22 protein-coding genes are annotated in these 24,790 nt (G+C 28.6%); 11 read left to right on the forward strand and 11 right to left on the reverse strand.

All coding sequences use genetic code 11. The features are described from left to right. The first annotated feature begins 9 nt into the window (after positions 1 to 9). From lpxD to BX611_RS06145, 11 genes are all read left to right on the forward strand, one after another. The gene (lpxD, locus tag BX611_RS06095; RefSeq protein ID WP_115879235.1) at positions 10 to 1,053 is read left to right on the forward strand and encodes a UDP-3-O-(3-hydroxymyristoyl)glucosamine N-acyltransferase; all 1,044 of its coding nucleotides are present in this window, start codon (positions 10 to 12) and stop codon (positions 1,051 to 1,053) included. After that, positions 1,043 to 2,440 (forward strand): bifunctional UDP-3-O-[3-hydroxymyristoyl] N-acetylglucosamine deacetylase/3-hydroxyacyl-ACP dehydratase, encoded by a 1,398-nt coding sequence (locus tag BX611_RS06100; RefSeq protein WP_115879237.1) that lies wholly within the window; start codon positions 1,043 to 1,045, stop codon positions 2,438 to 2,440. Before lpxD ends, BX611_RS06100 begins: the two co-directional genes overlap by 11 nt. Further along, entirely contained in the window at positions 2,440 to 3,222 is a 783-nt protein-coding gene (gene lpxA, locus BX611_RS06105) for an acyl-ACP--UDP-N-acetylglucosamine O-acyltransferase (RefSeq protein ID WP_115879239.1), read from the forward strand. Before BX611_RS06100 ends, lpxA begins: the two co-directional genes overlap by 1 nt. Positions 3,223 to 3,235: 13 nt before the next feature. Next, positions 3,236 to 3,802 (forward strand): elongation factor P, encoded by a 567-nt coding sequence (gene efp, locus BX611_RS06110; RefSeq protein ID WP_115879241.1) that lies wholly within the window; start codon positions 3,236 to 3,238, stop codon positions 3,800 to 3,802. A 4-nt stretch (positions 3,803 to 3,806) separates the two neighbouring features. Further along, positions 3,807 to 4,730 carry a UDP-3-O-(3-hydroxymyristoyl)glucosamine N-acyltransferase gene (locus tag BX611_RS06115; protein WP_115879243.1) on the forward strand — a complete coding sequence of 308 codons (924 nt, stop codon included), beginning with the start codon at positions 3,807 to 3,809 and terminating at the stop codon, positions 4,728 to 4,730. 74 nt (positions 4,731 to 4,804) lie between these two features. Beyond that, positions 4,805 to 5,677 carry a succinate--CoA ligase subunit alpha gene (gene sucD / locus BX611_RS06120; RefSeq protein WP_115879245.1) on the forward strand — a complete coding sequence of 291 codons (873 nt, stop codon included), beginning with the start codon at positions 4,805 to 4,807 and terminating at the stop codon, positions 5,675 to 5,677. 123 nt (positions 5,678 to 5,800) lie between these two features. Then, on the forward strand, positions 5,801 to 6,358 hold the full coding sequence (locus BX611_RS06125; RefSeq protein ID WP_115879247.1) for a TlpA family protein disulfide reductase: 558 nt from the start codon (positions 5,801 to 5,803) through the stop codon (positions 6,356 to 6,358). A gap of 103 nt (positions 6,359 to 6,461) precedes the next feature. Further along, complete coding sequence (locus BX611_RS06130; protein WP_115879249.1) at positions 6,462 to 6,902, forward strand: hypothetical protein; 441 nt, start codon at positions 6,462 to 6,464, stop codon at positions 6,900 to 6,902. Positions 6,903 to 6,907: 5 nt separating this feature from the next. Then, positions 6,908 to 7,441, forward strand: coding sequence for a hypothetical protein (locus tag BX611_RS06135; RefSeq protein ID WP_115879251.1), 534 nt, complete (start codon positions 6,908 to 6,910; stop codon positions 7,439 to 7,441). 52 nt (positions 7,442 to 7,493) lie between these two features. Beyond that, complete coding sequence (locus BX611_RS06140; protein WP_205417104.1) at positions 7,494 to 8,048, forward strand: RNA polymerase sigma factor; 555 nt, start codon at positions 7,494 to 7,496, stop codon at positions 8,046 to 8,048. 5 nt (positions 8,049 to 8,053) lie between these two features. After that, complete coding sequence (locus BX611_RS06145; RefSeq protein WP_115879253.1) at positions 8,054 to 9,427, forward strand: outer membrane beta-barrel protein; 1,374 nt, start codon at positions 8,054 to 8,056, stop codon at positions 9,425 to 9,427. A gap of 268 nt (positions 9,428 to 9,695) precedes the next feature. On the opposite strand, the gene BX611_RS15250 is transcribed toward BX611_RS06145, so the two are convergent. The 11 genes from BX611_RS15250 to BX611_RS06195 all read right to left on the reverse strand — a co-directional run bounded on the left by BX611_RS15250 (position 9,696) and on the right by BX611_RS06195 (position 24,707). Further along, entirely contained in the window at positions 9,696 to 9,818 is a 123-nt protein-coding gene (locus BX611_RS15250) for a hypothetical protein (RefSeq protein ID WP_262510555.1), read from the reverse strand. Between the two features lie 155 nt (positions 9,819 to 9,973). Next, entirely contained in the window at positions 9,974 to 11,161 is a 1,188-nt protein-coding gene (locus BX611_RS06150; RefSeq protein ID WP_115879255.1) for an aspartate aminotransferase family protein, read from the reverse strand. Between the two features lie 7 nt (positions 11,162 to 11,168). Further along, complete coding sequence (locus tag BX611_RS06155) at positions 11,169 to 12,782, reverse strand: OstA-like protein (protein ID WP_162879981.1); 1,614 nt, start codon at positions 12,780 to 12,782, stop codon at positions 11,169 to 11,171. A 96-nt stretch (positions 12,783 to 12,878) separates the two neighbouring features. Beyond that, on the reverse strand, positions 12,879 to 14,150 hold the full coding sequence (locus tag BX611_RS06160) for an adenylosuccinate synthase (RefSeq protein ID WP_115879259.1): 1,272 nt from the start codon (positions 14,148 to 14,150) through the stop codon (positions 12,879 to 12,881). Between the two features lie 22 nt (positions 14,151 to 14,172). Continuing rightward, positions 14,173 to 14,616 (reverse strand): Fur family transcriptional regulator, encoded by a 444-nt coding sequence (locus tag BX611_RS06165; protein ID WP_115879261.1) that lies wholly within the window; start codon positions 14,614 to 14,616, stop codon positions 14,173 to 14,175. Between the two features lie 102 nt (positions 14,617 to 14,718). Then, positions 14,719 to 16,938, reverse strand: coding sequence for a RelA/SpoT family protein (locus tag BX611_RS06170; protein WP_115879263.1), 2,220 nt, complete (start codon positions 16,936 to 16,938; stop codon positions 14,719 to 14,721). Between the two features lie 45 nt (positions 16,939 to 16,983). Beyond that, entirely contained in the window at positions 16,984 to 18,216 is a 1,233-nt protein-coding gene (locus BX611_RS06175) for a M48 family metallopeptidase (RefSeq protein WP_115879265.1), read from the reverse strand. 9 nt (positions 18,217 to 18,225) lie between these two features. Then, the gene (locus BX611_RS06180) at positions 18,226 to 19,029 is read right to left on the reverse strand and encodes a TrmH family RNA methyltransferase (RefSeq protein ID WP_115879267.1); all 804 of its coding nucleotides are present in this window, start codon (positions 19,027 to 19,029) and stop codon (positions 18,226 to 18,228) included. A 204-nt stretch (positions 19,030 to 19,233) separates the two neighbouring features. Beyond that, entirely contained in the window at positions 19,234 to 20,520 is a 1,287-nt protein-coding gene (locus BX611_RS06185; RefSeq protein ID WP_115879269.1) for an amidohydrolase family protein, read from the reverse strand. A gap of 13 nt (positions 20,521 to 20,533) precedes the next feature. Further along, positions 20,534 to 23,491, reverse strand: a complete 2,958-nt coding sequence (locus BX611_RS06190; protein ID WP_115879271.1) for an amidohydrolase family protein — start codon at positions 23,489 to 23,491, stop codon at positions 20,534 to 20,536. A 142-nt stretch (positions 23,492 to 23,633) separates the two neighbouring features. After that, a complete protein-coding gene (locus tag BX611_RS06195) occupies positions 23,634 to 24,707 on the reverse strand; it encodes a DUF3810 domain-containing protein (RefSeq protein ID WP_115879273.1) in 1,074 nt (357 codons plus the stop codon). Positions 24,708 to 24,790 lie beyond the last annotated feature (83 nt).

Below are 24,790 nucleotides of genomic sequence, written 5' to 3' on the forward strand. Positions count from 1 at the left end.
TTTGCAACAATGAAATTTACAGCAAATCAAATAGCGAAAATTTTAGATGGTGATATAGTTGGTAATGCAGATGTGGAAGTTTATAAACTTTCTAAAATTGAAGAAGGAGAACAAGGTTCTTTAACTTTCTTATCTAATCCAAAGTATACACCATATATATATTCTACAAAGGCTTCTATTGCAATTGTAGGCAAAAATTTTATTCCCGAAAAGGAATTTAATACAACACTAATTAAAGTTGATGATGCATATCAATCTTTTGCTTTATTATTAGAATATTATAATCAAGCAAAATCACAAAAAAATGGTATTGAAGAGCCTTCATATATTTCTGAAACCAGTGTAACTGGAGATGCAATTTATATTGGTGCTTTTGCTTATATTGGAGCGCAATCAATTATTGGAAATAATGTAAAAATATACCCCAATGTTTATATTGGAGATAATGTAAAAATTGGAGATAATACCATTATTTTTTCTGGAGCAAAGATATACTCTGAAACCGAAATTGGAGAAAATTGTGTAATAAATTCAGGTGCTATTATTGGTGCTGATGGTTTTGGTTTTGCACCTAGTGAAGATGGAACTTATGGAAAAGTTCCTCAAATAGGGAATGTAATTATTGAAGATTTTGTTGATATAGGAGCAGCCACAACAATTGATAGAGCTACGTTAGGATCAACAATAATAAGAAAGGGCGTAAAATTAGATAATCAAATTCAAGTTGCTCATAATGTTGAAATAGGAAAAAATACAGTAATTGCAGCTCAAACGGGAATTGCAGGTTCATCTAAAATTGGTGAAAACTGTATGATTGGTGGTCAAGTTGGGGTTGCAGGGCATTTAACTATTGGAAATAATGTTAGAATACAAGCGCAATCTGGTATTGCTAAAAATATAAAAGATGATGAAATTATTCAGGGAACGCCAGCATTTGGATATACCGATTTTAATAAATCATATGTATATTTTAAAAAATTACCTAGCCTAATGGCTACAATAAATATGTTAGAAAAAGAAGTTAAAGCTTTAAAGGAAAAATATGAGTACTAAACAAAAAACAATTAAGAATGAAGTAACCCTTTCTGGTGTTGGTTTACATACCGGAAATAAAGTTACTATGACTTTTAAACCTGCACCAATTAATCATGGGTATGCTTTTGTTAGAATTGATTTAGAAGGAGAACCTATAATTGAAGCAAGTGCTGAATACGTTGTAAACACCCAGCGAGGTACAAATTTAGAAAAAAGAGGTGTTTTTGTAAATACATCTGAGCACGTTTTGGCAGCAGTTGTTGCTTTAGATATTGATAATATTTGTATTGAAATTAATAGCGCAGAACCTCCAATAATGGATGGTTCATCTAAGCATTTTGTTGAGGCACTTGAAAAAGCAGGTATAAAAGAGCAAGATGCAGAAAGAGAAGAATATGTAGTAAAAGAAATTATTTCTTACAAAGATGAAGAAACAGGAAGTGAAATTATTTTAATGCCTTCAACTGAATACCAAATTACTGCAATGGTAGATTTTGGCACTAAAGTTTTAGGTACTCAAAATGCAACTTTAAATTCACTTAAAGATTTTAAAGATGAAATTTCTGATGCACGTACCTTTAGTTTTTTGCATGAATTAGAAATGTTGCTAGACAATAATTTAATAAAAGGTGGAGATCTAAATAATGCTATAGTTTATGTAGATAAGGAAATTTCTGAAGAAACTATGAACAAATTAAAGAAAGCTTTTAATAAAGATTCTTTAACAGTTAAACCAAATGGTATTTTAGATAATTTAACATTACGTTGGGCAAATGAAGCTGCAAGGCATAAATTGTTAGATGTAATAGGTGATTTAGCTTTAGTTGGCACAAGAATTAGAGGTAAGGTAATTGCTAATAAACCTGGACATTTGGTGAATACAGTTTTTGCAAAAAAACTTCAAAAAATAATAAAACAAGAGAAAAGAAACAAAGTACCTTCTTTTGATTTAAATCAGCCGCCATTAATGGATATTCATGAAATAATGAGTATTTTACCACACAGACCTCCATTCTTATTAATTGATAGAATTATTGAGCTTTCTGATAAGCATGTAGTTGGAATGAAAAATGTAACCATGAATGAAGACTTTTTTGTAGGACATTTTCCTGGTGCACCTGTAATGCCAGGTGTTTTACAAGTAGAAGCTATGGCGCAATGTGGTGGTGTTTTAGTGCTGAGTACTGTACCAGATCCAGAAAATTACCTGACATATTTTATGAAAATGGACAATGTTAAGTTTAAACAAAAAGTATTACCAGGCGATACACTTATTTTTAAAGCTGAATTAATATCTCCTATTAGAAGAGGAATTTGTCATATGCAATCTTATGGATATGCAAATGGAAAATTAGTAGTTGAAGCAGAATTAATGGCGCAAATAGCAAAAAAACCTAAAGAATAATGAATCAACCTTTAGCTTATATTCATCCCGGGGCAAAAATAGCTACCAATGTAGTTGTAGAACCTTTTACAACAATACATAATAATGTAATAATTGGTTCTGGAACCTGGATAGGTTCAAATGTAACAATTATGGAAGGCGCTAGAATTGGAAAAAATTGTAGAATTTTTCCAGGTGCTGTAATTTCAGCAATTCCGCAAGATTTAAAATTTGATGGAGAAGATTCTTTAGCAGTTATTGGAGACAATACTACTATTAGAGAATGTTGTACCATTAACAGAGGTACTAAAGCATTGGGTAAAACTCAAATTGGAGACAATTGCTTAATTATGGCAACATCGCATATTGCACATGATTGTATTATTGGTGATAACTGTATTTTGGCTAATGGATCTGTTATTGCAGGACATGTTACAGTTGGTGATTTTGCAATTTTAAGCGGATTGGTTGCCGTGCATCAATTTATTCATATTGGAGAACATGCAATGGTTTCAGGTGGTTCTTTGGTAAGAAAAGATGTACCTCCTTATGCAAAGGCTGGTAAAGAACCACTTTCATATATTGGTATTAACTCAATTGGATTAAGAAGAAGAGGGTTTGATACTGAAAAAATTAGAGAAATTCAGAACATTTTTAGAATATTATATCAAAAAAATTACAATACCACTCAGGCTTTAGAAAAAATTGAAGCTGAAATGGAGGCTACAAAAGAAAGAGATCAAATTATTCTTTTCATTAAAAATTCTCAGCGTGGAATTATGAAAGGATATCAAACAAGTTAATTAAACAAATTTTATGGCAACAACATCAGATATTAGAAACGGATTATGTATTAAACATAATAATGATATTTTTAAAGTAGTAGAATTTTTACACGTAAAACCTGGTAAAGGTCCTGCATTTGTGAGAACAAAACTAAAAAGTTTATCAACAGGAAAAGTACTTGATAATACATTTCCTGCAGGTAGAAAAATTGAAGATATTAGAGTTGAAACAAGAAAGTATCAATTTTTATATCCAGAAGGTGATATGTTTCACTTTATGAATACAGATGATTATAATCAAATTACCTTAAACAAGGAAACACTTGATACACCAGAACTTTTAAAGGAAGGAGAAATAGTAACGGTTATATTTAATACTGAAGATAGTATGCCTTTATCTGTTGATATGCCAACAAGTGTTATTTTAGAAGTAACACATACTGAACCTGGAGTTAAAGGTAATACAGCAACAAATGCAACCAAACCTGCAACAGTTGAAACAGGTGCACAAATTAATGTGCCTTTGTTTATTAATGAAGGAGACAAAATTAAAATTGACACTTCAAAAAGCTCTTATTTAGAACGAGTTAAAGAATAATGTTATGAAATTTCCCCGTAAATTCAGTTTACTAGAAATTGCAAAATTATTGGAAGTTGAGTATGTAGGATCAGAAAATTTTCCAATTTTAGGTTGTAATGAAATTCACGTTGTTGAAGAAGGAGATATCGTTTTTGTAGATCATCCAAAATATTATGATAAAGCTTTAAAATCTAAAGCTTCTGTAGTTTTAATCAATAAAAAAGTAGAATGTCCTGCTGGTAAAGCATTATTAATTTCAAAAGATCCTTTCACTGATTTTAATAAACTTACAACTCATTTCAATCCATTTAAGCAATCTAATTTATTAATTTCAGAATCAGCAAAAATTGGAAAGAATTGTATTATTCAACCTAATGTTTTTATTGGCAATAATGTTTCTATTGGTGAAAATTGTGTAATTCACCCAAATGTTACTATTTATGATGATTGTAAAATTGGCAATAATGTAACCATACATGCGGGTACAATTTTAGGAGCTGATGCTTTTTACTATAAAAAGCGCGATACAGGCTATGATAAATTATTATCTGGCGGAGGCATTATAATTAAAGATAATGTTGATATAGGTGCTTTATGTACAATTGATAGAGGTGTTTCTGGAAATACTACAATTAATAAAGGAACAAAAATTGACAATCAAGTTCAAATAGGCCATGATACTATTATTGGTAAAAATTGTTTAATTGCTTCTCAAACAGGTATAGCTGGTTGTGTAGTTGTGGAAGATAATGTTACAATTTGGGGACAAGTAGGTACTAATAGTGGAATTACTATTGGTGAAAAGGCAGTAATATTAGGTCAAACTGGTGTAACAAAATCAGTTAAAGGCGGTCATACTTATTTTGGAACACCTGTTGAAGAGTCTAGAAAAAAGTTAAAGGAAATGGCAGAAATTAAACAGCTTTTAAAAAATAAAAAAAAGTGAGTTTTTTTAATTTCAAACTTAGAAAAAAATTACTTTTGTAATAATTAAAGTCTTTAATATAAAAACATATATAAATGAGCGTATTAGTAAATAAAAATTCAAATATTATTGTACAGGGTTTTACAGGTAGTGAAGGTACTTTTCATGCTACTCAAATGATAGATTATGGCACCAATATAGTTGGTGGTGTTACTCCGGGTAAAGGAGGTCATTTTCATTTGGATAAGCCAGTTTTTAATACGGTTCAAGAAGCTGTTGATAAAGTATCAGCAGATACTTCAATTATATTTGTACCACCAGCATTTGCTGCAGATGCAATTATGGAAGCTGCCTCTGCTGGAATTAAAGTAATAATATGTATTACTGAAGGAATTCCAGTTGCAGATATGGTGAAAGTAAAAGCTTATATTGCAAATAAAGATTGTAGACTTGTAGGTCCAAATTGTCCTGGTGTTATTACTCCAGAAGAAGCTAAAGTAGGAATTATGCCAGGTTTTATTTTTAGAAAAGGAAATGTTGGTATTGTTTCAAAATCTGGAACTTTAACGTATGAGGCTGCCGACCAGGTAGTTAAAAAAGGTTATGGAATTACTACTGCAATTGGTATTGGTGGAGATCCAATTATAGGAACAACTACCAAAGATGCTGTTGAATTACTTATGAATGACGATGAAACTGAATGTATAGTTATGATTGGTGAAATTGGTGGTCAGTTAGAGGCAGAAGCAGCGCAATGGGTAAAAGCAACTGGGAATAAAAAACCAGTAATTGGTTTTATTGCTGGTCAAACAGCTCCAAAAGGTAGAACAATGGGACATGCAGGAGCTATTGTTGGAGGTAAAGATGATACTGCTCAAGCTAAAATGGCCATATTAAGAGAAAATGGAATTTATGTTGTTGAATCACCTGCAAAAATTGGAGATAAAGTTGCGGAAATTTTAGGCTAATTAATAGTATAAAAAAAATTATTAGATAATATTATTTAGAGCCTTTGATTTTAAAGGCTCTTTTTTTATTTTTAAATTGTAAGTAAAAGGAGTTATAAACAACTATTTCTTAAAAATAACATAATGAATTTAAAACTAAATAGAAAATCCATTTCAAATATTGTATTTGTAATAGCAGTAGTCGTATTATTATACCCACCATCTCGAGAATGGTTTATGCGTCAAATTGCTTTTGCTCCTTCAATTGAAAATTTGGAAAATTCAGAAAAAATTAATTCTTACAATTGGCAATTAAGAGGTTTAAATACTGAAAATATTAATTTTAATGAACTTGAAAATAAAGTAGTTTTTGTAAACTTTTGGGCAACTTGGTGTCCACCTTGCAGAGCCGAAATGCCAATGATTCAAGAATTATATAATGATTATAAAGATAAAATTGAATTCGTATTTGTTACAAGTGAAAGTTGGGAAACTGTAGAAAAGTTCTATGTAAAAAATAATTACAATTTGCCTAGCTATAATTCTATAAGTTTGCCTCCAGAAAAGTTTACAGAAACAAATAGTATCCCCGCAAGCTATTTAATTGACAAAAAAGGAAATATTTTAATCTCTAAAACAGGTTCAGCAAATTGGAACAGTGATAAAGTTAGAGATTTATTGGATGAATTAATTCTTAAATAATTACATTTTAAATTTTAATGTAGCGTTTTAAATTGTTTATACGTATTGAAATTAGAATAGGGTTAATAGCTTATTTAATTTAATAATAAATAAAACGTTTAAAATGAAAAAAAATACATTATTACTTTTAATATTAATTTTTACAATTTCCTGTAATTTAAGTAATGACTGTGGAGAATGCTTTACACCTCCAAGACAATTTAATTTTGATTTTGTTGATAAGGATACAGAAGAAAATTTGTTTGTAAATGATACTTTTGACAAGGATGCTGTAACTGTTTTTGATGAGAATGATGAAGATGTAAATTTTCAAATGGTATTTTATAACGAAAAATATATTTTATCCATTGCTGAAATAGGCTGGAACACAGAGCCTAAAACTTATACAATTAAATTAAGTGATGATGTGCTAATTGTGTTTGAATTAGATATGAGTACAGTTAGTTCAGATTGTTGCACTTATTTTGAAGTGGAAAATTTTACACTTCAAACTTATGAACATACAGAATCACCAACTACTGGAATTATTCAGGTTAAGATTTAGTGAAAATGAAAAAAATATTTTATACACTTTTATTACCAATTTTAATACTGCTTTTTAATGTATCATGCTCAAATGGTGGTGATAGTGTTGATGCATATCAATCACCAGGAGATCTTTTTTTAAACGATGCGCTTTCTGGTTCATCAACCTCAAATGCGGTATTAAGAATTAATAAAGATGTATTTGATACAATAAACAGTAATCGCTTAAATAATTTAAATGAAGGTGATTTTTACACAATAAATGAAGTAAATCGAGAGGGTGATTTTATTCAAATTAATTTATCCTATGCTGGGGGTTGTGAGCAACATGATTTTCAAATTATTTGGGATGGGATAGTATATACGGATAATCCTTGCCATATGAATTTATTATTAATTCATAATGCTAATAATGATTATTGTGAGGCTTTAATTACTCAGACTGTTTATATTAATTTAAAAGAATTGGTAGGCGAGGTTTCTTATAAAGATAGTTGTGCATATTATATTTTCAGCACTTTTAATTCAAGTGAAGAAGCGGACGCTATAATTAACTAATTATATGTTTAATTAAAATATTAAGTATGTATTTAGGTGAACCAAATTTAATTTGGAACGGGAGATAGATAAAAAAATAAATATTGAAAACCTTATAACCCAATGTAAAAAAGGTAATGTATTGCATCAAGAAATGTTATACAAGCATTTTTATGGCTATGCCTTAAGTATTTGCAGGTTATATACATATTCTAATGATGATGCTGTTAGTATTTTAAACGATAGTTTTTTAAAAGTTTTTTCTTCAATTGAAAAAAATGGATACAATAATTCAATACCATTTAAAAATTGGCTAAGAAGAATATTAATTAATACTGCAATTGATAATTATCGTAAAAATTCTAAACATTTATATCATTTGGAAATTGAAGAAACAAATAGTATTCAAGTAAATATAAATGCAATAGATAATTTAAATGCAGAAGATATTTTAAAACTATTAGATTTTTTACCTGAAATGCATCGATTTGTATTTAACTTATATGAAATTCAGGGTTTTAATCATAAAGAAATTTCTTTAAAATTAAATATAAGTGAAAGCACATCTCGCGTATTTTTAACAAGAGCAAAAAAGAAATTAAGAGTTTTATTTAATAAAAACTTTTAGGAGATATGGAAGATAAGTTTGATAAAATATTTAGTGCGAAGGTTAAGGAGGTAACTGAAAATAATGAGGCTCCTTACAATCCTGAACATTGGAATTTGCTATTAGCTAAAAAGAAGAAAAATAAGAGAAGAGTGCTGTTTTATTGGCCAGTAGCAGCCTTTTTAATAATTGCAGTTTTAGGTGGTTTAGGGAAATATTTCTTTAGTAATTCGGATTTAAAACAACAAATTAATCCAAAAATTATTTTAGATAGTAAAAATGATTCTTTGAGAATAGATTCTTTAAAAAATAATGATAAAATTTATATTTCATCAAGTGAATTTGATAGCCTAAATAATTCCAATACAATAATTAGTGAAATTGATACTGTAAATGCATATAGCAAGAATAAATCTACTAAAAACGGATATTCTAAGGCAAAGGAAGTAATTGTTTCTAATGAAATTAAAACCAAAGATGCTATTATTTTAAAAGATAAAATTTCAAAAAAAATAAACGATTCGGTAAATGTGGATATTCATAAAATTTTCAATAATCTAAATAATGAGAATAAACAAATAACTCAAATTATTGACAAAGAGTTGAATAATGATTCAATTACAAATAATAATGCTATTGTAATTACCAATCAAAAATTAAAAAAAGATTCATTAAACCTTAAAAAAGATATTTCATTACTTGAAGATAATGAGGTTATAACCGAAGCTAATAGTAAAAAACCTATTAAATTAGGTGTTGATTTAGCACCATCATACAATTATAATCAGGAAAGTGAAAGTTCTAATGTTGGGTTTGTTGGTGGTATTACCGTTGATATTCCAATTTCAAATAAGTTTGATATTAATACAGGTATACTTTATGCAGATCAAACAATTAATTTAAATAAACCAGCAAGTAATTTGTCTGATATTGTGAGTTCTAAAAGTTCCAGCCAAATAATTGAAAAACAAGCAATTATTAAGGGGATTGAAATACCATTTAATTTAAAATATAACTTTTCAATTGATAAAAAAGATTTATTTATAGCTGCAGGAATAACTTCAACTACCTATATTAAAGATAATATTGAAGAAATATATTTAGTTAATAATAGAGCTGAATCAAGCAGCTTAGATGCTTATGGAAATAATATTGTTAGGTATGAATTAATACAAACAAACAATAAAGTTGTTACACCAAATGATTCAAATAATTTTAATATTGCAAATATTCTAAATTTTTCTTTTGGTATAGAACTTCCAGTAAATATGAAACAGCAATCCATTATAATTGAGCCATATTTTAAATATTCATTAATGCCAGTTACAAAGCAAAATCTTGATTTTTCTAGTGTTGGTGTTCATTTACGTTATAATTTTAGTTTAAAAAATAAAAACTAAAATAAAAGTGTAGCGTTTTTTTAAGTTGTTACGTATAGAGGGTAATAGGTTATAATTTAAATTTACAATTTAATTGCATGTTATAAAATCTCACTGCTTATCTTGAAAAGGATAGGCAGCGGTTTTATAAATTTTTATCAATATATTTCTTGTAGCTAAAGATGCATAAACTGAAATGGCTATATAATGAAACTTGGTAAAAGTAAAAAACCTATAGAATTTTTTCTATAGGTTATAATTAAGTTTTCATAAGTGTAAATTTGATTTTTTAATAAGCGTATAATCCGTATCTTCTAAATCTGTCCCATTGTATTCTTTTTGTGTTTGTATAATTTACAATATGAGTTTTTTTCTTTTTTTGTTCTGGTGATGTTAAGTTTAAAGTTTTCATAATATTTGTTTTTAATTAGTTACTGTACACTTAAATGACGTCTATATTTAAGTTTTGTTACGCTATTGTGCATAACATAGTACTATATTAACAGATATTTAACAAATTGCTAGTAACTTTTTGTGCTTTTGTTAATAGAAAGTTAAGGTAAGTGGTTAGTAATCAGCTAAAACTTCGTTAAGTGATTCAATAATTATATTACAGCCTTTATAAAGTTCGTTATCAGAAATGGTTAGGGGAGGTGTTATTCTAATAGCTCTTCCTTCAAATAATAGCCAAAAAAGTAATAAACCTTTATTTAAACATTTTAAAATCACTTTAGAAGCAATTTCAGTAGTTTCAACTATAGCAGCTAACATTAAACCTTTTCCTCTAATTTCAGAAACTAATGGATGAATAAGTAATTTTCTAATTAATTTTTCTTTGGCTAAAGAGTCTTTAATTAAATTTGAATTCAATAACTCCTCTAAAGTAGCTTTTCCAGCAGCAGCAATTACTGGATGTCCGCCAAAGGTTGTTATATGACCTAATTTAGGATGTTTGGTTAAGCAGCTCATTATTTCAAAAGAAGCAATAAAAGCTCCTATAGGCATACCACCGCCTAAACCTTTTCCGGTAACAATAATATGAGGCACTACGTTGTAATTTTCAAAACCAAATAATTTTCCAGTTCTACCAATTCCAGATTGTATTTCGTCTAAAATTAGTAAAGCTCCAACAGCATCACATTTTTCCTTTACTTTTTTTAAATAATCATTTTTAGGTTCAATAAAACCAGCACCGCCTTGTATAGTTTCTAAAATAACTCCAGCAGTTTTGGTAGTAATTTTATCAATATCTACAAAATTATTGTATTCAATAAATTTTATTCCAGGAATTAAGGGTCTAAATGCACTATTCTGTACTTCAGCACCACAAACACTCATAGCGCCTTGTGTATTACCGTGATATCCATTTTTAGCAGCAATTATTTCACTTCTGCCAGTAAAACGTTTAGCTAATTTTAAAGCACCTTCTGTAGCTTCAGTTCCGGAGTTAGTTAAATAAACAGTTTTTAAATTTTCAGGTAAATTATCAGCAAGTATTTTGCAAAGCTCCAATTGTGGTTGTTGTATAAATTCTCCATACACCATTACATGTGTATATTTATCAACCTGATTTTTAATGGCTTGAGAAATTGTTGGATGATTATGCCCAAGTGTGTTGGCTGAAACTCCAGCAATAAAATCTAAATAAGCTTTTTTATTTGAATCGTACACATAAGAACCATTTGCATGTGAAATTTCTATTGCTAATGGGTATGGACTTGTTTGTGCTTGGTATTTAAAAAAATCTTCTTTCAAGTTAATTTTATTCTTTCTTTGGAATGATTTGTTTAGGTACTTTTTTTGAAATTGAATCAGTTCCTTTTAAAACTTCTTTTGAAGCTGTTTCTTTTATTTCTGAGGAAACTAATTCTTCGTCTTTAATAAAAATATCATCTTTAGTTAAAGGTCTTTCATCTTCTCGCCAAACAAATCCCTTTAAAGTTTTTTCGTTTTCTTTTAATTTTTCAAACTCAGAAGGTGGATATGTTTTTCCAGTTATCATATTATAATAATCGATGCTTTTTACATCGTTATTTTCTAAAAGGATTAAAATATGATCACTACATTGTTTTTTATCAATTCCAAAAAGTTTTTGTTTTTCATCTCTTAAGAAGAATAGCGTTTCACTATTTCCAATTGCATCTAAAGATTCTAAATTATTATTTTTAAACTTTCCATACATGTTTTTACCTTTTAATTGACTATAACCTGCAGAATCTTTTTGAACCATTAAACCATCATTCAAAATTTTTAAAGAATCAAGTTGTTCTGTTTCTGTATTTGATAAAAAATGTATTGTATCACCAGTAATTTGGTTTCCTTCAGCCCAAAGTACAGGATTTGTAAATAATTTAGTAAGTCCAGTTTTTTCTTCGGTTACCAAAGAATCACATTTTCCTTGTAAATCAGATTTAAAAATTTTCACACGTTTAAATGCTTTAATAATTCTTTCTTCTGGTTTACCTGTTACCATTAATTTATCGCCGTGAACATATATAGAATCATTTTCCATTTTTGAAATAGCAACAGCTCTATCTGTTATATATACAGAATCTTTTAATTTAAAATATTCTGCAAAGCCTCCTTTTATTACAGATTCGTTTACCGTATCTAAAACTATAATATTTCCTGTAGCAGCTGCATATTCAATATTTTTATTGTAATACAAGCTATCACCTTTAATAGTTCTATCACCATAATATATTTTTGAGTTTTTTAGAAAATGAGAAATATTAGTTTTAGAATTATGGTGACCTTTTTCGGTATAAATTGAATTTTCAGCACTAGTAATAGTTGAAGGTCCAAATAATTCGGCAATTCCTGTACTTGTATAATAATCTAAATGATCTGAAACTAATTTGCTATCCTTATTTACTACATCTACTTTATTAAAAGCTTGAAATTTATTTGTACGCAGGTAGTAATTACCTACTTTACTTTTAAGTAAATTTGTTGTGTCTTTAATTGTTCCCCAGCTTTTATAAAATAAATGTTGATTTTCTCTATCAAAATATAAAGTATCAGTTCTTAGGGTCATTAATTCATCCTTTAAAACGACATCACCCCAAGAAGTTGCTAATTTTTTTTCACCATCATAATCAACATATTTACTATATTGAATAATGGTATCACCTTGATTGATAATAACATTACCCATTGCTTTAATCATTTTAGTTTCTTGATAAATATATGCTTTATTACATCTTAAAGTGGCACCTTCATGTTCTACAAAAACATTTCCTAAAACAATTGTTGCACCTGGATATTCTTGTGGTTTTACAAATGTATTGTCAGCTTTTAAGATTTTAATTTTTTTTGATTGTGAAAACCCTAGAAGACTAAATAGTACAATTATTACAAATAAAGTATTTTTCAAGATTTATAAATTTAAACACAAAACTAACTAAAATGTAGTTTGTAAATTATAATATAGTGTTAAAAAAAAGCTTCAAATATTGAAGCTTTTTTAATGTTATCTCATTATTGTTTGTTTCCTATCAGGACCTACTGAAACAATTTTCACAGGTACTTCAACAAAGTCTTCAATAAATTTAATATAATCAGATAATTCTTTAGGTAATGTAGCTTCACTTGTCATAGTTGTTAAATCTTCTTTCCAACCTTTAAACTCAGTGTAAACAGGAGTTACATTATGTTCTTCAATATTATATGGTAAATGCTTAACTTCAGTTCCTTTATATATATATGAAGTACAAGCTTTTAAAGTATCAAATCCAGATAAAACATCTCCTTTCATCATCATTAATTGAGTTACACCATTAATATCAACAGCATATTTTAAAGCAACCAAATCTAACCAGCCACATCTTCTTGGTCTTCCTGTTGTTGCTCCAAATTCATGACCAACTTTAGACATTGTTTCACCATCTTCATCAAATAATTCAGTAGGGAATGGTCCAGATCCAACACGAGTTGTATATGCTTTAAAAATTCCAAAAACATCTCCTATTTTGTTTGGTGCTACACCTAAACCTGTACAAGCACCAGCTGCAGTAGTATTGGATGAAGTTACAAAAGGATAAGTTCCAAAATCAATATCTAATAATGAACCTTGTGCACCCTCTGCTAAAATAGTTTTACCATTTCTCATGGCATTGTTTAAATATTCTTCACTATCTATAAAAGTAAGTGCTTTTAATTCATCAATAGCTTCACAGAATTCAGCCTCCAATTCTTTTAAATCATATTCAATATCAACATCAAAAAAGTCAATCATTTTAATATGCTTTTCAGTTAAAGCTGCGTAACGTTCTTTCCAATCTTCAAGTTCTAAATCACCTACACGCATACCATTTCTACCAGTTTTATCCATATATGTAGGCCCAATTCCTTTTAATGTAGAACCGATTTTAGCTTTTCCTTTAGATGCTTCACTTGCAGCATCTAATAATCTATGGGTTGGTAAAATTAAATGTGCTTTTCTGGAAATCAATAATTTTGATTTAAAATCTAAGTTGAAATCTGCTAAATTATCTAATTCTTTTTTGAAAATAACAGGGTCAATTACAACACCATTACCAACTACATTTACAGCATTTTTATGAAAAATACCAGAAGGAATAGTATGTAATACATGTTTACGTCCATCAAAAATTAATGTATGCCCAGCGTTTGGTCCTCCTTGAAAACGAGCAATTATATCATAATTAGAGGTAAGAACGTCTACAATTTTACCTTTACCTTCGTCTCCCCATTGTAGTCCTAATAATAAATTTACAGCCATGTTGTATTGCTTAATAATTTTGTTAGTTGTTTTTTTGTTTTTTTATTCCGTAGAAATATAGTGAGTGATTTTGAATATCTATATTAAAAGTATCCTCAATCGTTTTTTTAATTATTTGAATTCGCGGATCACAAAACTCTATAACTTCACCTGTGTCAGTTAAAATTACGTGATCGTGTTGTTTGTCGAAGTAAGATTTTTCGTAATGTGCCTGACTTTGACCAAATTGATGTTTTCTAACTAATCCACATTCTAAAAGTAATTCTATAGTGTTATAAAGCGTTGCTCTACTTACTCTATAATTTTTATTTTTCATTTGTATATAAAGTGATTCTATATCAAAATGTTCATTTAAATCATAGATTTCTTGAAGAATTGCAAAACGTTCTGGTGTTTTTCTATGACTATTTGTTTCTAGAAATTTAACAAAAACGCTTTTTACAATTTTTTGATTTTCATTACTCATAAAAATGCTTATTTTAATAAAAAATTAAACAACAAAGTTAACTCTATTTTTTTTTAAAAATACTGGATATATTTATATTTATTAACTTTAATTGTGAATAAACTAGTGTTTGTATATTCTGTCAACTTTATCAATTCCTTCTATTTTTTTTATGCTGTCACTTAATTTATCAAGTTGAGTTTTATTTTTAACGCTTACTGTAATTTTACCTTCAAAAATTCCATCATTTCCTGAAATATTTAAAGTATGAATATTTACACTCATATTTTTTGAAATAACTTGTGTAATTTCATTTACTAAACCAACATGATCAACTCCATGAAGTTTTAAAATTGCTTTAAATTCTTGATTTGTAGAATCAATCCATTTTGCACTTAAAATTCGATACGCATAATTAGCTTGAAGACTTATTGCATTCGGACAATCTTTTTTATGCACTTTTATACCATCATTTATTGTTACAAAGCCAAATACTTTATCACCGGGAATAGGATTGCAACATTGCGACATTTTAAAATCCAAACGTTCTTCTTCAATTCCAAATACTAAGGAATCGTAGTTAGCAATTACTTCATCTTTATCTATGTTTTCTTGTTTATTAGCGCTTCTTTTAATTCTATTTTTAAAGAAACTAACAAAGGCGTTATTTCGTTGTGATACAAACTCTTTAAGCTGATTATTTTCTATAGAACCATTACCCATTCTAAAAAATAAATCTAAACTTGTTTTAAGTTTAAAAAAGACAACTAATTCATTTACAACTTTTTCGTTTAATGTAATTTTTAAATGTTTTAACTTTCTAGTTAAAACTTCTTTACCTTCTTCAGCAATTTTCTTTTGGTCTTCTTTTAAAGCGTTTTTAATACGTGTTCTTGCTCTTGAAGTAATTACAAAATCTAACCAGCCAATATTTGGTTTTTGGTTTTTTGCAGTAATAATTTCAACCTGATCACCACTAAATAATTCCTGACTGATAGGTTTTAATTTTCCATTAATTTTTGCACCTCTACAATTCATTCCTACTTGTGTATGAATTGAAAATGCAAAATCTAAGGCAGTAGCATTTTTAGGAAGTGCTTTTAAATCGCCATTTGGTGTAAAAATAAATATTTCTTTTGCATAGAGATTCAATTTAAAATCCTCAACAAAATCAATTGCATTTGCATCAGGATTTTCAAGTGATTCTTTTATTTTATTTAACCAATCATCTAATCCTGTTTCTCTCTCATTTTGGTTTTTATATCTGTAATGTGCAGCATATCCTTTTTCAGCAATTTCATCCATTCTTTCAGAACGAATTTGAACTTCTACCCATTTTCCTTTTGGTCCCATAACAGTAATATGGAGCGATTCGTATCCTGTAGATTTAGGTTGACTTATCCAATCTCGCAGTCTACTTGGGTTTGGTCTAAAATGATCTGTTACAATGGAATAGATTTTCCAGGCATCAAATTTTTCGTTTTTTAGTGTAGATTTATAAATAATTCTAATAGCAAACTTATCGTAAATTTCATCATAGGTAACACCTTGTGAAAGCATTTTTTTTCGAATAGAATAAATAGATTTTCTTCGACCTTTAATGTTATAAACAAAACCTTCTTTATCTAATGATTCGCGTATGATATTAGAAAAGGTTTCAATATAAATATTTTGCTCTTCTTTACTCTGAGTAATTTTATCTAAAATATCATTATAAACTTCAGGTTCGGTGTACTTTAATCCTAAGTTTTCAAGTTCAGATTTAATATTATAAAGCCCTAATCTATGTGCTAATGGAGCATAAATATATAAGGTTTCAGATGAAATTTTAATTTGTTTATCGTGCGGCATTGCATCCATAGTTTGCATATTATGCAACCTGTCAGCAATTTTTATCAAAATAACTCGTACATCATCATTTAAAGTTAATAACATTTTTCTAAAATTCTCAGCTTGCACCGAGGCATCCTGATCTTTTTTTAAGTGAGATATTTTAGTTAATCCATTTACAATTCGAGCTACGTTTTCACCAAATAAACGTTCTATATCCTCTAAAGTATAATCAGTATCTTCAACAACGTCATGTAATAATGCGGCAATAATAGAAGTAGTATCCAGCCCAATTTCATATGCAACAATTTTTGCAACAGCAATTGGATGAAATATATAAGGTTCTCCAGTTTTTCTTCTTTGAGAGCTGTGTGCTTCTAAGGCAATATCAAATGCTTTTCTAATTTCTTTTTTATCTGCATCTGTAAATGATTGGTACGCACCTTTTAGCAAACCTTTATATCGTTTTGCTATTTCTTTATTTTCTTCTTCTATGCTTAAATTATATGTCATCGCTTAAAAATAGTACTTTTAAATTGACTAAACAATGGATAAAGTTTATTTTTTTAGGTTTAAAATTCGTTGTAATAAAGTAGGGTGAGAGTAGTGAAATTTAACATATAAACTACTTGGTGTTAAGTTACTTAAGCTGTTTTTAGATAATTTTTTTAATGAAGTGATTAATGCATCTGCATTAAAATTATGTTTGGCATAATCATCGGCCTGATATTCAAATTTTCTAGATACTATATTCATAAGTATACTTGTTATTTCTGAAATAGGGCTGTATAAAATTCCGAAAGCTATTAAACCAATATGAAAACTTGTTATATTAACGCTTAATGCTTCTGAAAGTAAATTGTTACCAATTAATAATGATAAAATATAAAATGTAAAGCCAGTTAAACCTAAAGACATTATTAAATTGTAGATAATATGTTTTTTCTTATAATGTCCTATTTCGTGAGCTAAAACAGCTACAATTTCATCGGTTTCTAAATCATTAATTAGTGTGTCATATAAAGTAACTCTTTTTTGAGAACCGAATCCTGAAAAATACGCATTTGCTTTTGTAGAACGTTTTGAACCATCAATTATGTAAATATTATCTAATTTAAAACCTACTTTTTTCCCAAATGAATCTATTGCTGTTTTTAATTCTCCTTCTTCAAGTGGAGTCTGTTTATTAAATATTGGAACTATTAATTTTGAGTAAAATAGGTTCATAAATACTGTAAAAAAGGCAATTAACCCCCAAGCATATAACCAAAATTTAGTAGTTGTTAATTGATAAAACCAAGCTAATAAAGCTAATATTCCGCCTCCAATTATAAGCATCATTAGCCAACCTTTAACTTTATCAAAAATAAATGTTTTTACAGTTGATTTGTTAAAACCGTATTTATCTTCAATTACAAATGTTTTATAATAAGAGAATGGTAAGGTTAGTAAATCACTTGCAAATAAAATAATTCCAAAGAAAATCAAGGTAATTATTATTTCGTTGTTTGAAATATTTCTAGCAATCTGATCAACAAAAGCAAATCCTTCAAAAAGGAAAAACAAAATGGTTAGTAAAACCGAAAATGAACTGGTTAAAAGTGAAAATTTATAATTTTCTTTTTTGTATTCTTGAGATTTTTGATATTCTTCTTCATTATAAATGCCATTTAATTCTTTAGGAATTTTATCATTAAAATGTTTTGCATTATTGGCATCTAAAATTGTATCAAAAATAAATTTTGCAACAATTATTCCAATCAATAAATAAAATAGGATTTGTGGTGTCATTTTTAAAATTTAGAGGTTTCTTTGTCTTACAGCTTCAAAAAGTATAATGGCGGCACTTACGGAAACATTCATACTATCTATGGCACCGCGCATAGGAATAATTATATTTTTTGTGGTATTTTTTAACCATTCATCTGTTAACCCTGTTGCTTCTGTACCAACAATAATAGCGCTTGGTTGTTTATAATTTATTGTTTGATACTCAACTGAAGCAGTTAAAGCAGCTCCATAAATTTGAATATTTTTTTCCTTTAAAAAAGAAATTATCTCGGAAGTTGTACCGGTAGCAATAGTTGTAGTAAATAAACACCCAACACTAGATCTTATAATATTCGGATTGTAAAGATCTGTTTTTGGATTTGCAATAAAAACGGCATCAATTCCAGCAGCATCAGCTGTTCTTAACAAAGCGCCAATATTACCAGGCTTTTCCGGCGCTTCAGCAACTAAAATTAATGGATTCTCAGTTTTAAAATCAATGGATTCTAATGATAAATCCTTGGAGTTTGCAACTGCCAAAATCCCTTCGGTACTTTCTCTAATTGCCAGTTTTTTATATACATTATTCGAAATTTTAATAACTTCTATTTCTGATTTTGAAGATGTTAGTAAGCTTTCTATTTCAAGTTCTGTTATTTTTGAAAAATCAACTAAAATTGTTTTAATAGTATAATTGCCTGCAATTGCTAATGAAATTTCACGCAAACCTTCAATTAAAAAAGTATGAGTGCTTTTTCTAATCCGTGATTTTTCCTTTAACTGAAAAAGTTCTTTGATAAAGCTATTGCTGGGACTGGTAATTTCTTTGTACATTTTTTAAAAATAAACCACAAAGATAGTGATTAATAAAATCTTAAAAAACGTGAATTTTTCATGGAAAAGCTGTCTAAAAAGTATTGAAATCCTTCAACCTGAACTTGTTTCGGTTCCTTATACTAATTGATTATCAGTATGGTGAGATTCTGAAACTAGTTCAGAATGACAAAGATTTTATTTTTTAGACAGCCTTATGTAAATTTAGTTGTTTTTGTATTTTTCAGAATACCGTTTCCATAATTCCGTTTGATGCGTTTCTAAGCTAATCATTCTTCCATCTATAAAAGCATGGGTTAATTTATTAGTTCTCATGTCTAAAGCATCTCCTTCTGAAATAAATAAGGTTGCACTTTTACCAACTTCTAAGGTTCCGTAATTTGCATCTATTCCTAAGATTTTTGCTGTATTTGAAGTTATTAATTCCAGTGCTTTTTCTTTATCCAGACCTTGTCCAACAACCTGACCTGCATAAAATGGTAAATTTCTTGCCTGAAAATCAGAATTTGATCCATTTTGAATTCCAACTAAAACTCCGGCATCAACTAATAATTTTGCTAATTTATATGGAAAATCGTAATCATCGTCATTACTTGAAGGTAAACTTTGGGTGTGATTTACCAAAACAGGAATTTCTTGTTTTATTAACAAATCGGTAATTTTATTGGCCTGATAACCACCAACTATTACCATTTCTTTAATGGAATTATTCACTTTAAAATTAATAGCATCTATCATTCCTTTTTCATCATTCACATGTACATATAATTTTTTGGAACCATCAAAAAGACCAGTCATTGCTTCAAAAGGTAAATTTTTAATTGTCTTGTTTCCATAGTTATAAGCTTTAGATTCATTAATAAATAAATTAATTTTATCAATTTCTTCAGCATATTTTTTATTCACTTCTGTTGTTCCTGCTCTCCAATTTCTAGAAAAAGCATTTGGCCAATTTAAATGGATTCCATCATCAACTTTCACTGCAGCATCTTCCCAATTCCAAGCATCAAATTGAACAATACTTGAAGTACCAGAAATAACACCTCCTTTTGGTGAAATTTGGCCTAAAAGTACACCATTTGGTCTCATAGATTCCACTACTTTAGATTCAGCATTATATGCTATTAAACTTCTAACATGTGGAATCATATCTCCAATTTCGTCTTTGTCATCACTTGCTCTAACCGCTTCAATTTCAACCAAACCCATTGATGAATTTGTTGCAATAATCCCTGGGTACACATGTTTTCCTTCAGCATTGATAATTGTTCCCTTTAAAGAATTTGAATTGTTTGAATTTGAAATGCTTGTAATTTTTCCATTTTCAAAAATAATAGTGCAATTTGAGATCACTTCACCGTTACCAATATGGGCTGTTACTCCAGTTATTGTAATAGTTTCACTTTGTTTTGAAGCTGGTGTTTGTTGTGCTAAAATGGTTCCGAAAAAACATAAAAGCAGTACTGTTATTTTATATTTAACTATTTTCATAAGTTCAAGTTTATTAGTATAAGGTATCACAATGCAAAGCTTCTTTTACTCGTTTTTTAGCCGATTGTGTAGGAGCTCCATTCTTTTTTTCGTTTAACATCATATTCACTAATTCTGTTCGTTCCTTTTTTATAGAATTTCTCATTTCTAAGTCTTTTTCTAAATCAAAATAAACTTTACCTTCAATTAATGTTTTTTCTGCTTTCGCATAAACGGATAAAGGATGATTGTTCCATAAAACCAAATCGGCATCTTTTCCAACTTTAACGCTTCCTACTTTATCATCAATATGCAATAATTTTGCAGGATTTAAAGTAACAAACTTCCAGGCTTCTTCTTCAGAAACATCGCCATATTTAACGGTTTTTCCAGCTTCCTGATTTAACCTCCTGGACATTTCTCTGTCATCAGAATTTATAGCTACGGTAATACCAACATTGTGCATAATTGACGCATTGTACGGTATTGCATCATTAACTTCAAATTTATAAGCCCACCAATCGGAAAAAGTAGAACCTCCAACGCCGTGTTCCAACATTTTATCAGCTACTTTATAACCTTCTAAAATATGTGTAAAAGTGTTGATTCTAAAATTGAATTTATCAGCCACTTTCATTAACATATTTATTTCACTTTGAACGTAAGAATGACAACTGATAAAACGCTCTTTGTTTAAAATTTCAGCCAATGTTTCTAATTCTAAATCTTTTCTATAGGGCTTTCCACTTTTTTTAAGAATGTCATATTCTTTTGCTCTTTGAAAATAATCCGTAAAAACCTGTTCAACTCCCATTCTGGATTGTGGAAATCTGACTTTTTCAGCAGCTCCCCAATTAGATTGTTTTACATTTTCTCCTAAAGCGAATTTTATAAATTTTGGAGAATTTTTATAAATCATTTCCGGTCCAATCTCTCCCCATTTTAACTTAATTATTGCCGATCTACCACCAATAGGGTTTGCAGATCCGTGTAATATTTGCATAATGGTAACACCACCGGCTAAATTTCTATACAAGTTTATATCTTCATAATCTATGGTATCTTCCATTGTAACTTCTGCAGTAGAATTTTGCCCTACTTCATTTGAAGAAGTTGCAGCAATATGAGAATGTTCATCTATAATACCAGATGTTAAATGTTTTCCTGTGGCATCTATAACCGTTGCATTTCTATCTGATAAATTAGTTCCTATTTTTGCTATTTTACCATCTTTTACAAGTACATCTGTATTTGTTAAAATCCCTTCTCTTTCATTTGTCCAAACTGTGGCATTTTTAAATAGAATTGTTTCTTGATCTGGCTTTTCCTTAAATCCGTATCCAACGTTTGGAAACGTAAGCGGAACTATATTAAGCGCCGAAATTTCCTTGGCATCAGATTTGTCTTCATCCTTTTTTGGTTCCTCCTTTTTCTTGGCAGACCAATTTGCAAAATTTCCATCAGCAATAATGGCATTTCCACTTAAATTATCAGAATCATTTAAAATTCTTCCTTTTAATTTATACACACTATCAGATTCATTTATTATAATTCCAATCCAATTATCAGCATATTTAATTGAACCGGACAACTTTAAAGAGTCTTTTTTAACAACAATTTTATGTTTGCTAGGTTCTCCGGTAATTTCCATTGAAAATTGTTGATCTGCAATGGTTAATTCATAATTTCCTTTTAAATCTTTAACATTCATGTCTTCAATCACATTTTTTGTTCCCTGAACCCAGTTTTCAAAAAGTGTTGTTTTTTTATCAAAAATATCTCCTGAAGTTATTAAAAAGTTAGCTTGTTTCCCTTTTGATAATGTTCCAATTTCCGATTCTTTTCCTAAAATTTTAGCAGGAATAGTTGTAAGCGCCTCCAAGGCTTTTGTTTTGTCTAAGCCATATTTAATTGACTTTAAAACATTAGTTTTAAATGTTGACAGGGATTTTAATCCATAAGGTGTTAGTGAAAACTGAATCCCATTTTTGACTAAAACTCCTGGATTAGAAGGTGCTTGGTTCCAATATCTCATATCTTCCAAGCTAACATAATCAGCTTGAAAAGGGTTTTCAACATCAAAAGCTGCCGGGAAATTTATTGGAATAATTAAAGTAGCATTTGTTTTCTTTATTTCTGAAACCAGCTCATATTCATTTCCTCCACCAACAATGGTATATTGAATGTTAAATTCATCTCCAATTCTATCAGCTCTTAAAATATTTAATTTATCACCGGCATAAAAGAGTTGCTTTAAGTTTATATTATTGTTTAAAGCTTCCAGCGATAAATCTTTGTTTTCAGTAGCACCAGTTTTATACCAATTAGCATCTAAATAAACCTGTCTTAATAAAGCCATTGAACCCATTAATGAACTTGGATACACCTGATTTGATTTTGCGCTTTTTGAAAAAGATAGGTATTGCCCAGATTTGTCATTAAGCAATCTTTCAGAATTATTTCCTTTGGAATTTAATGCAACCAAAATTCCGGTTCCTCTCATAATTCCATCTTCTATATGAGTATTAACAACTCCAAATCCAGCTTTTCTTAATTCTGATGCTTTTTTCTCGTCAAATTTAAATTCATTTAAAGCATTGTTTTCAGGCATTATATGATCGTTCCAATAATAGCCTTCGCGTTTAGAATCGTATTGTGGACTCGCTGAACGTCTATTTGTTCTTTTTGGAGTTTCTATTCCAAAGTTAGAATAAGCATCTATAAAAGAAGGGTAGATACTTTTACCAGATAAATTAATGATGGTAACATTTTTTGGGATAGTTATTTTAGTTCCAACATCAATAATTTTTCCGTTTTTAATTAACAAAGTTCCGTTGTTAATTGTTTCAGTTGGACTTACAATTATTTTAGCGTTTTTAAAAGCTAAATAATTGGTATTTGTAGTTTTAACTCCAGTACTCACAGGAAAATATTCCTGTGAATAAATTGATATAGAGCATAATAAAACTAATGAAAGCAGTGTTTTTCTCATATTTTGTTAGTTAAATTAGTAAAAAACAAGTCAATTAAAATTGAATTATTTTTCTAAAAATAGTAATTAAAATGAAAATTTTTAAAAAAGTGTTAAATAAAACCCGAAATAAGATATTTTAGAAGAGGAAATAGTTAAAAAATTATAATTTTTCTGTTTTATAGTAATTTATTAATAGGGTAACCATTTTACTATAACCTTGAATACCATCTTGCTGTTTATTTGCTTTTAAATAGTTATCATAAAATGTTTTAAAGTATATTTCGGTCCAATTATTATAAGATTCCCAAAAATCCTGACTTTGCTGCATATCTTTTAAAATTCCTTTATTAATCATTTTTTTAAGTGCTTCAAATTGTTTTGGATCTTTTCTGTAAACTTCCGAAATACAATAGCGCAATGCCATTAAATAGCCTGAATAATTAAAATATTGATCTTTTGAATTTATGGATGCTAAAAAACCTACAAAATTGGCTTCACTTTCCGAAGCAATTCCAACCTGATGCGCAATTTCGTGACATACTGTTGCAGCATAATTATTTTTCGGAATTAATGAATTTACCTGTGCTTCATTTGTAATAGGGTTTAAATAACCCGCAAAACCCATAAATGTTAATGGTGTACTAAAAATTGAATATTTAACTTTTGGGTTTTTATAAGCAAATTGAGGATATTTTAGTTGTAATTGTTCATAAGCCAAGTGAGAGTCAGCATTAATTTCTTTTTTACTTAAGGGATTTTCAACTATTAAAGTGTCGTTTTTAGTAATTGAAGTTTGAGTTTCATTTGTTTTATAAATTAGTTTTTTAGTAAAATTTATAAGTTCATCATTTGTATAATTTTTATTTTTAATATTTAAAGTTTTGTATAAAGGCACTCTAAAATAATTTAGTCCCCAATTAAAATGGAAAAAGAAAAAAACTATAGAAATTATTCCTGCAATTTTAAAAATGGTGTTTTTTAGATTCAATTTTCTTTCTTTAAAAAACTTAAATATTGAGACAAGTATTAATACTATTAAAAAAATATATAAAATATCACCCATTGAAAAAGGAATCCAACCAAGTGTAATTCTCAAAAATCGTGAAACATACAAATACAATCCTTTTGAGTAGTAGGTTTCTATAAAGTTTGGATATTGGGCAATAATTTGTATAAATGCCCATTGCATTAGCAATAGAAGCGTAAGGATTTTATATGTTTTTTTTGTATTCATTCATCAAAAATATAAAATAAATAAGCAAAAATGATGCTAAAAAAAAGTTGTTAACAAGGTTTGGTTTATTTTTAACAAAATTT

The sequence above is a fragment of the Lutibacter oceani genome (assembly GCF_003384935.1).
GTDB classification, from domain to species: domain Bacteria; phylum Bacteroidota; class Bacteroidia; order Flavobacteriales; family Flavobacteriaceae; genus Lutibacter; species Lutibacter oceani.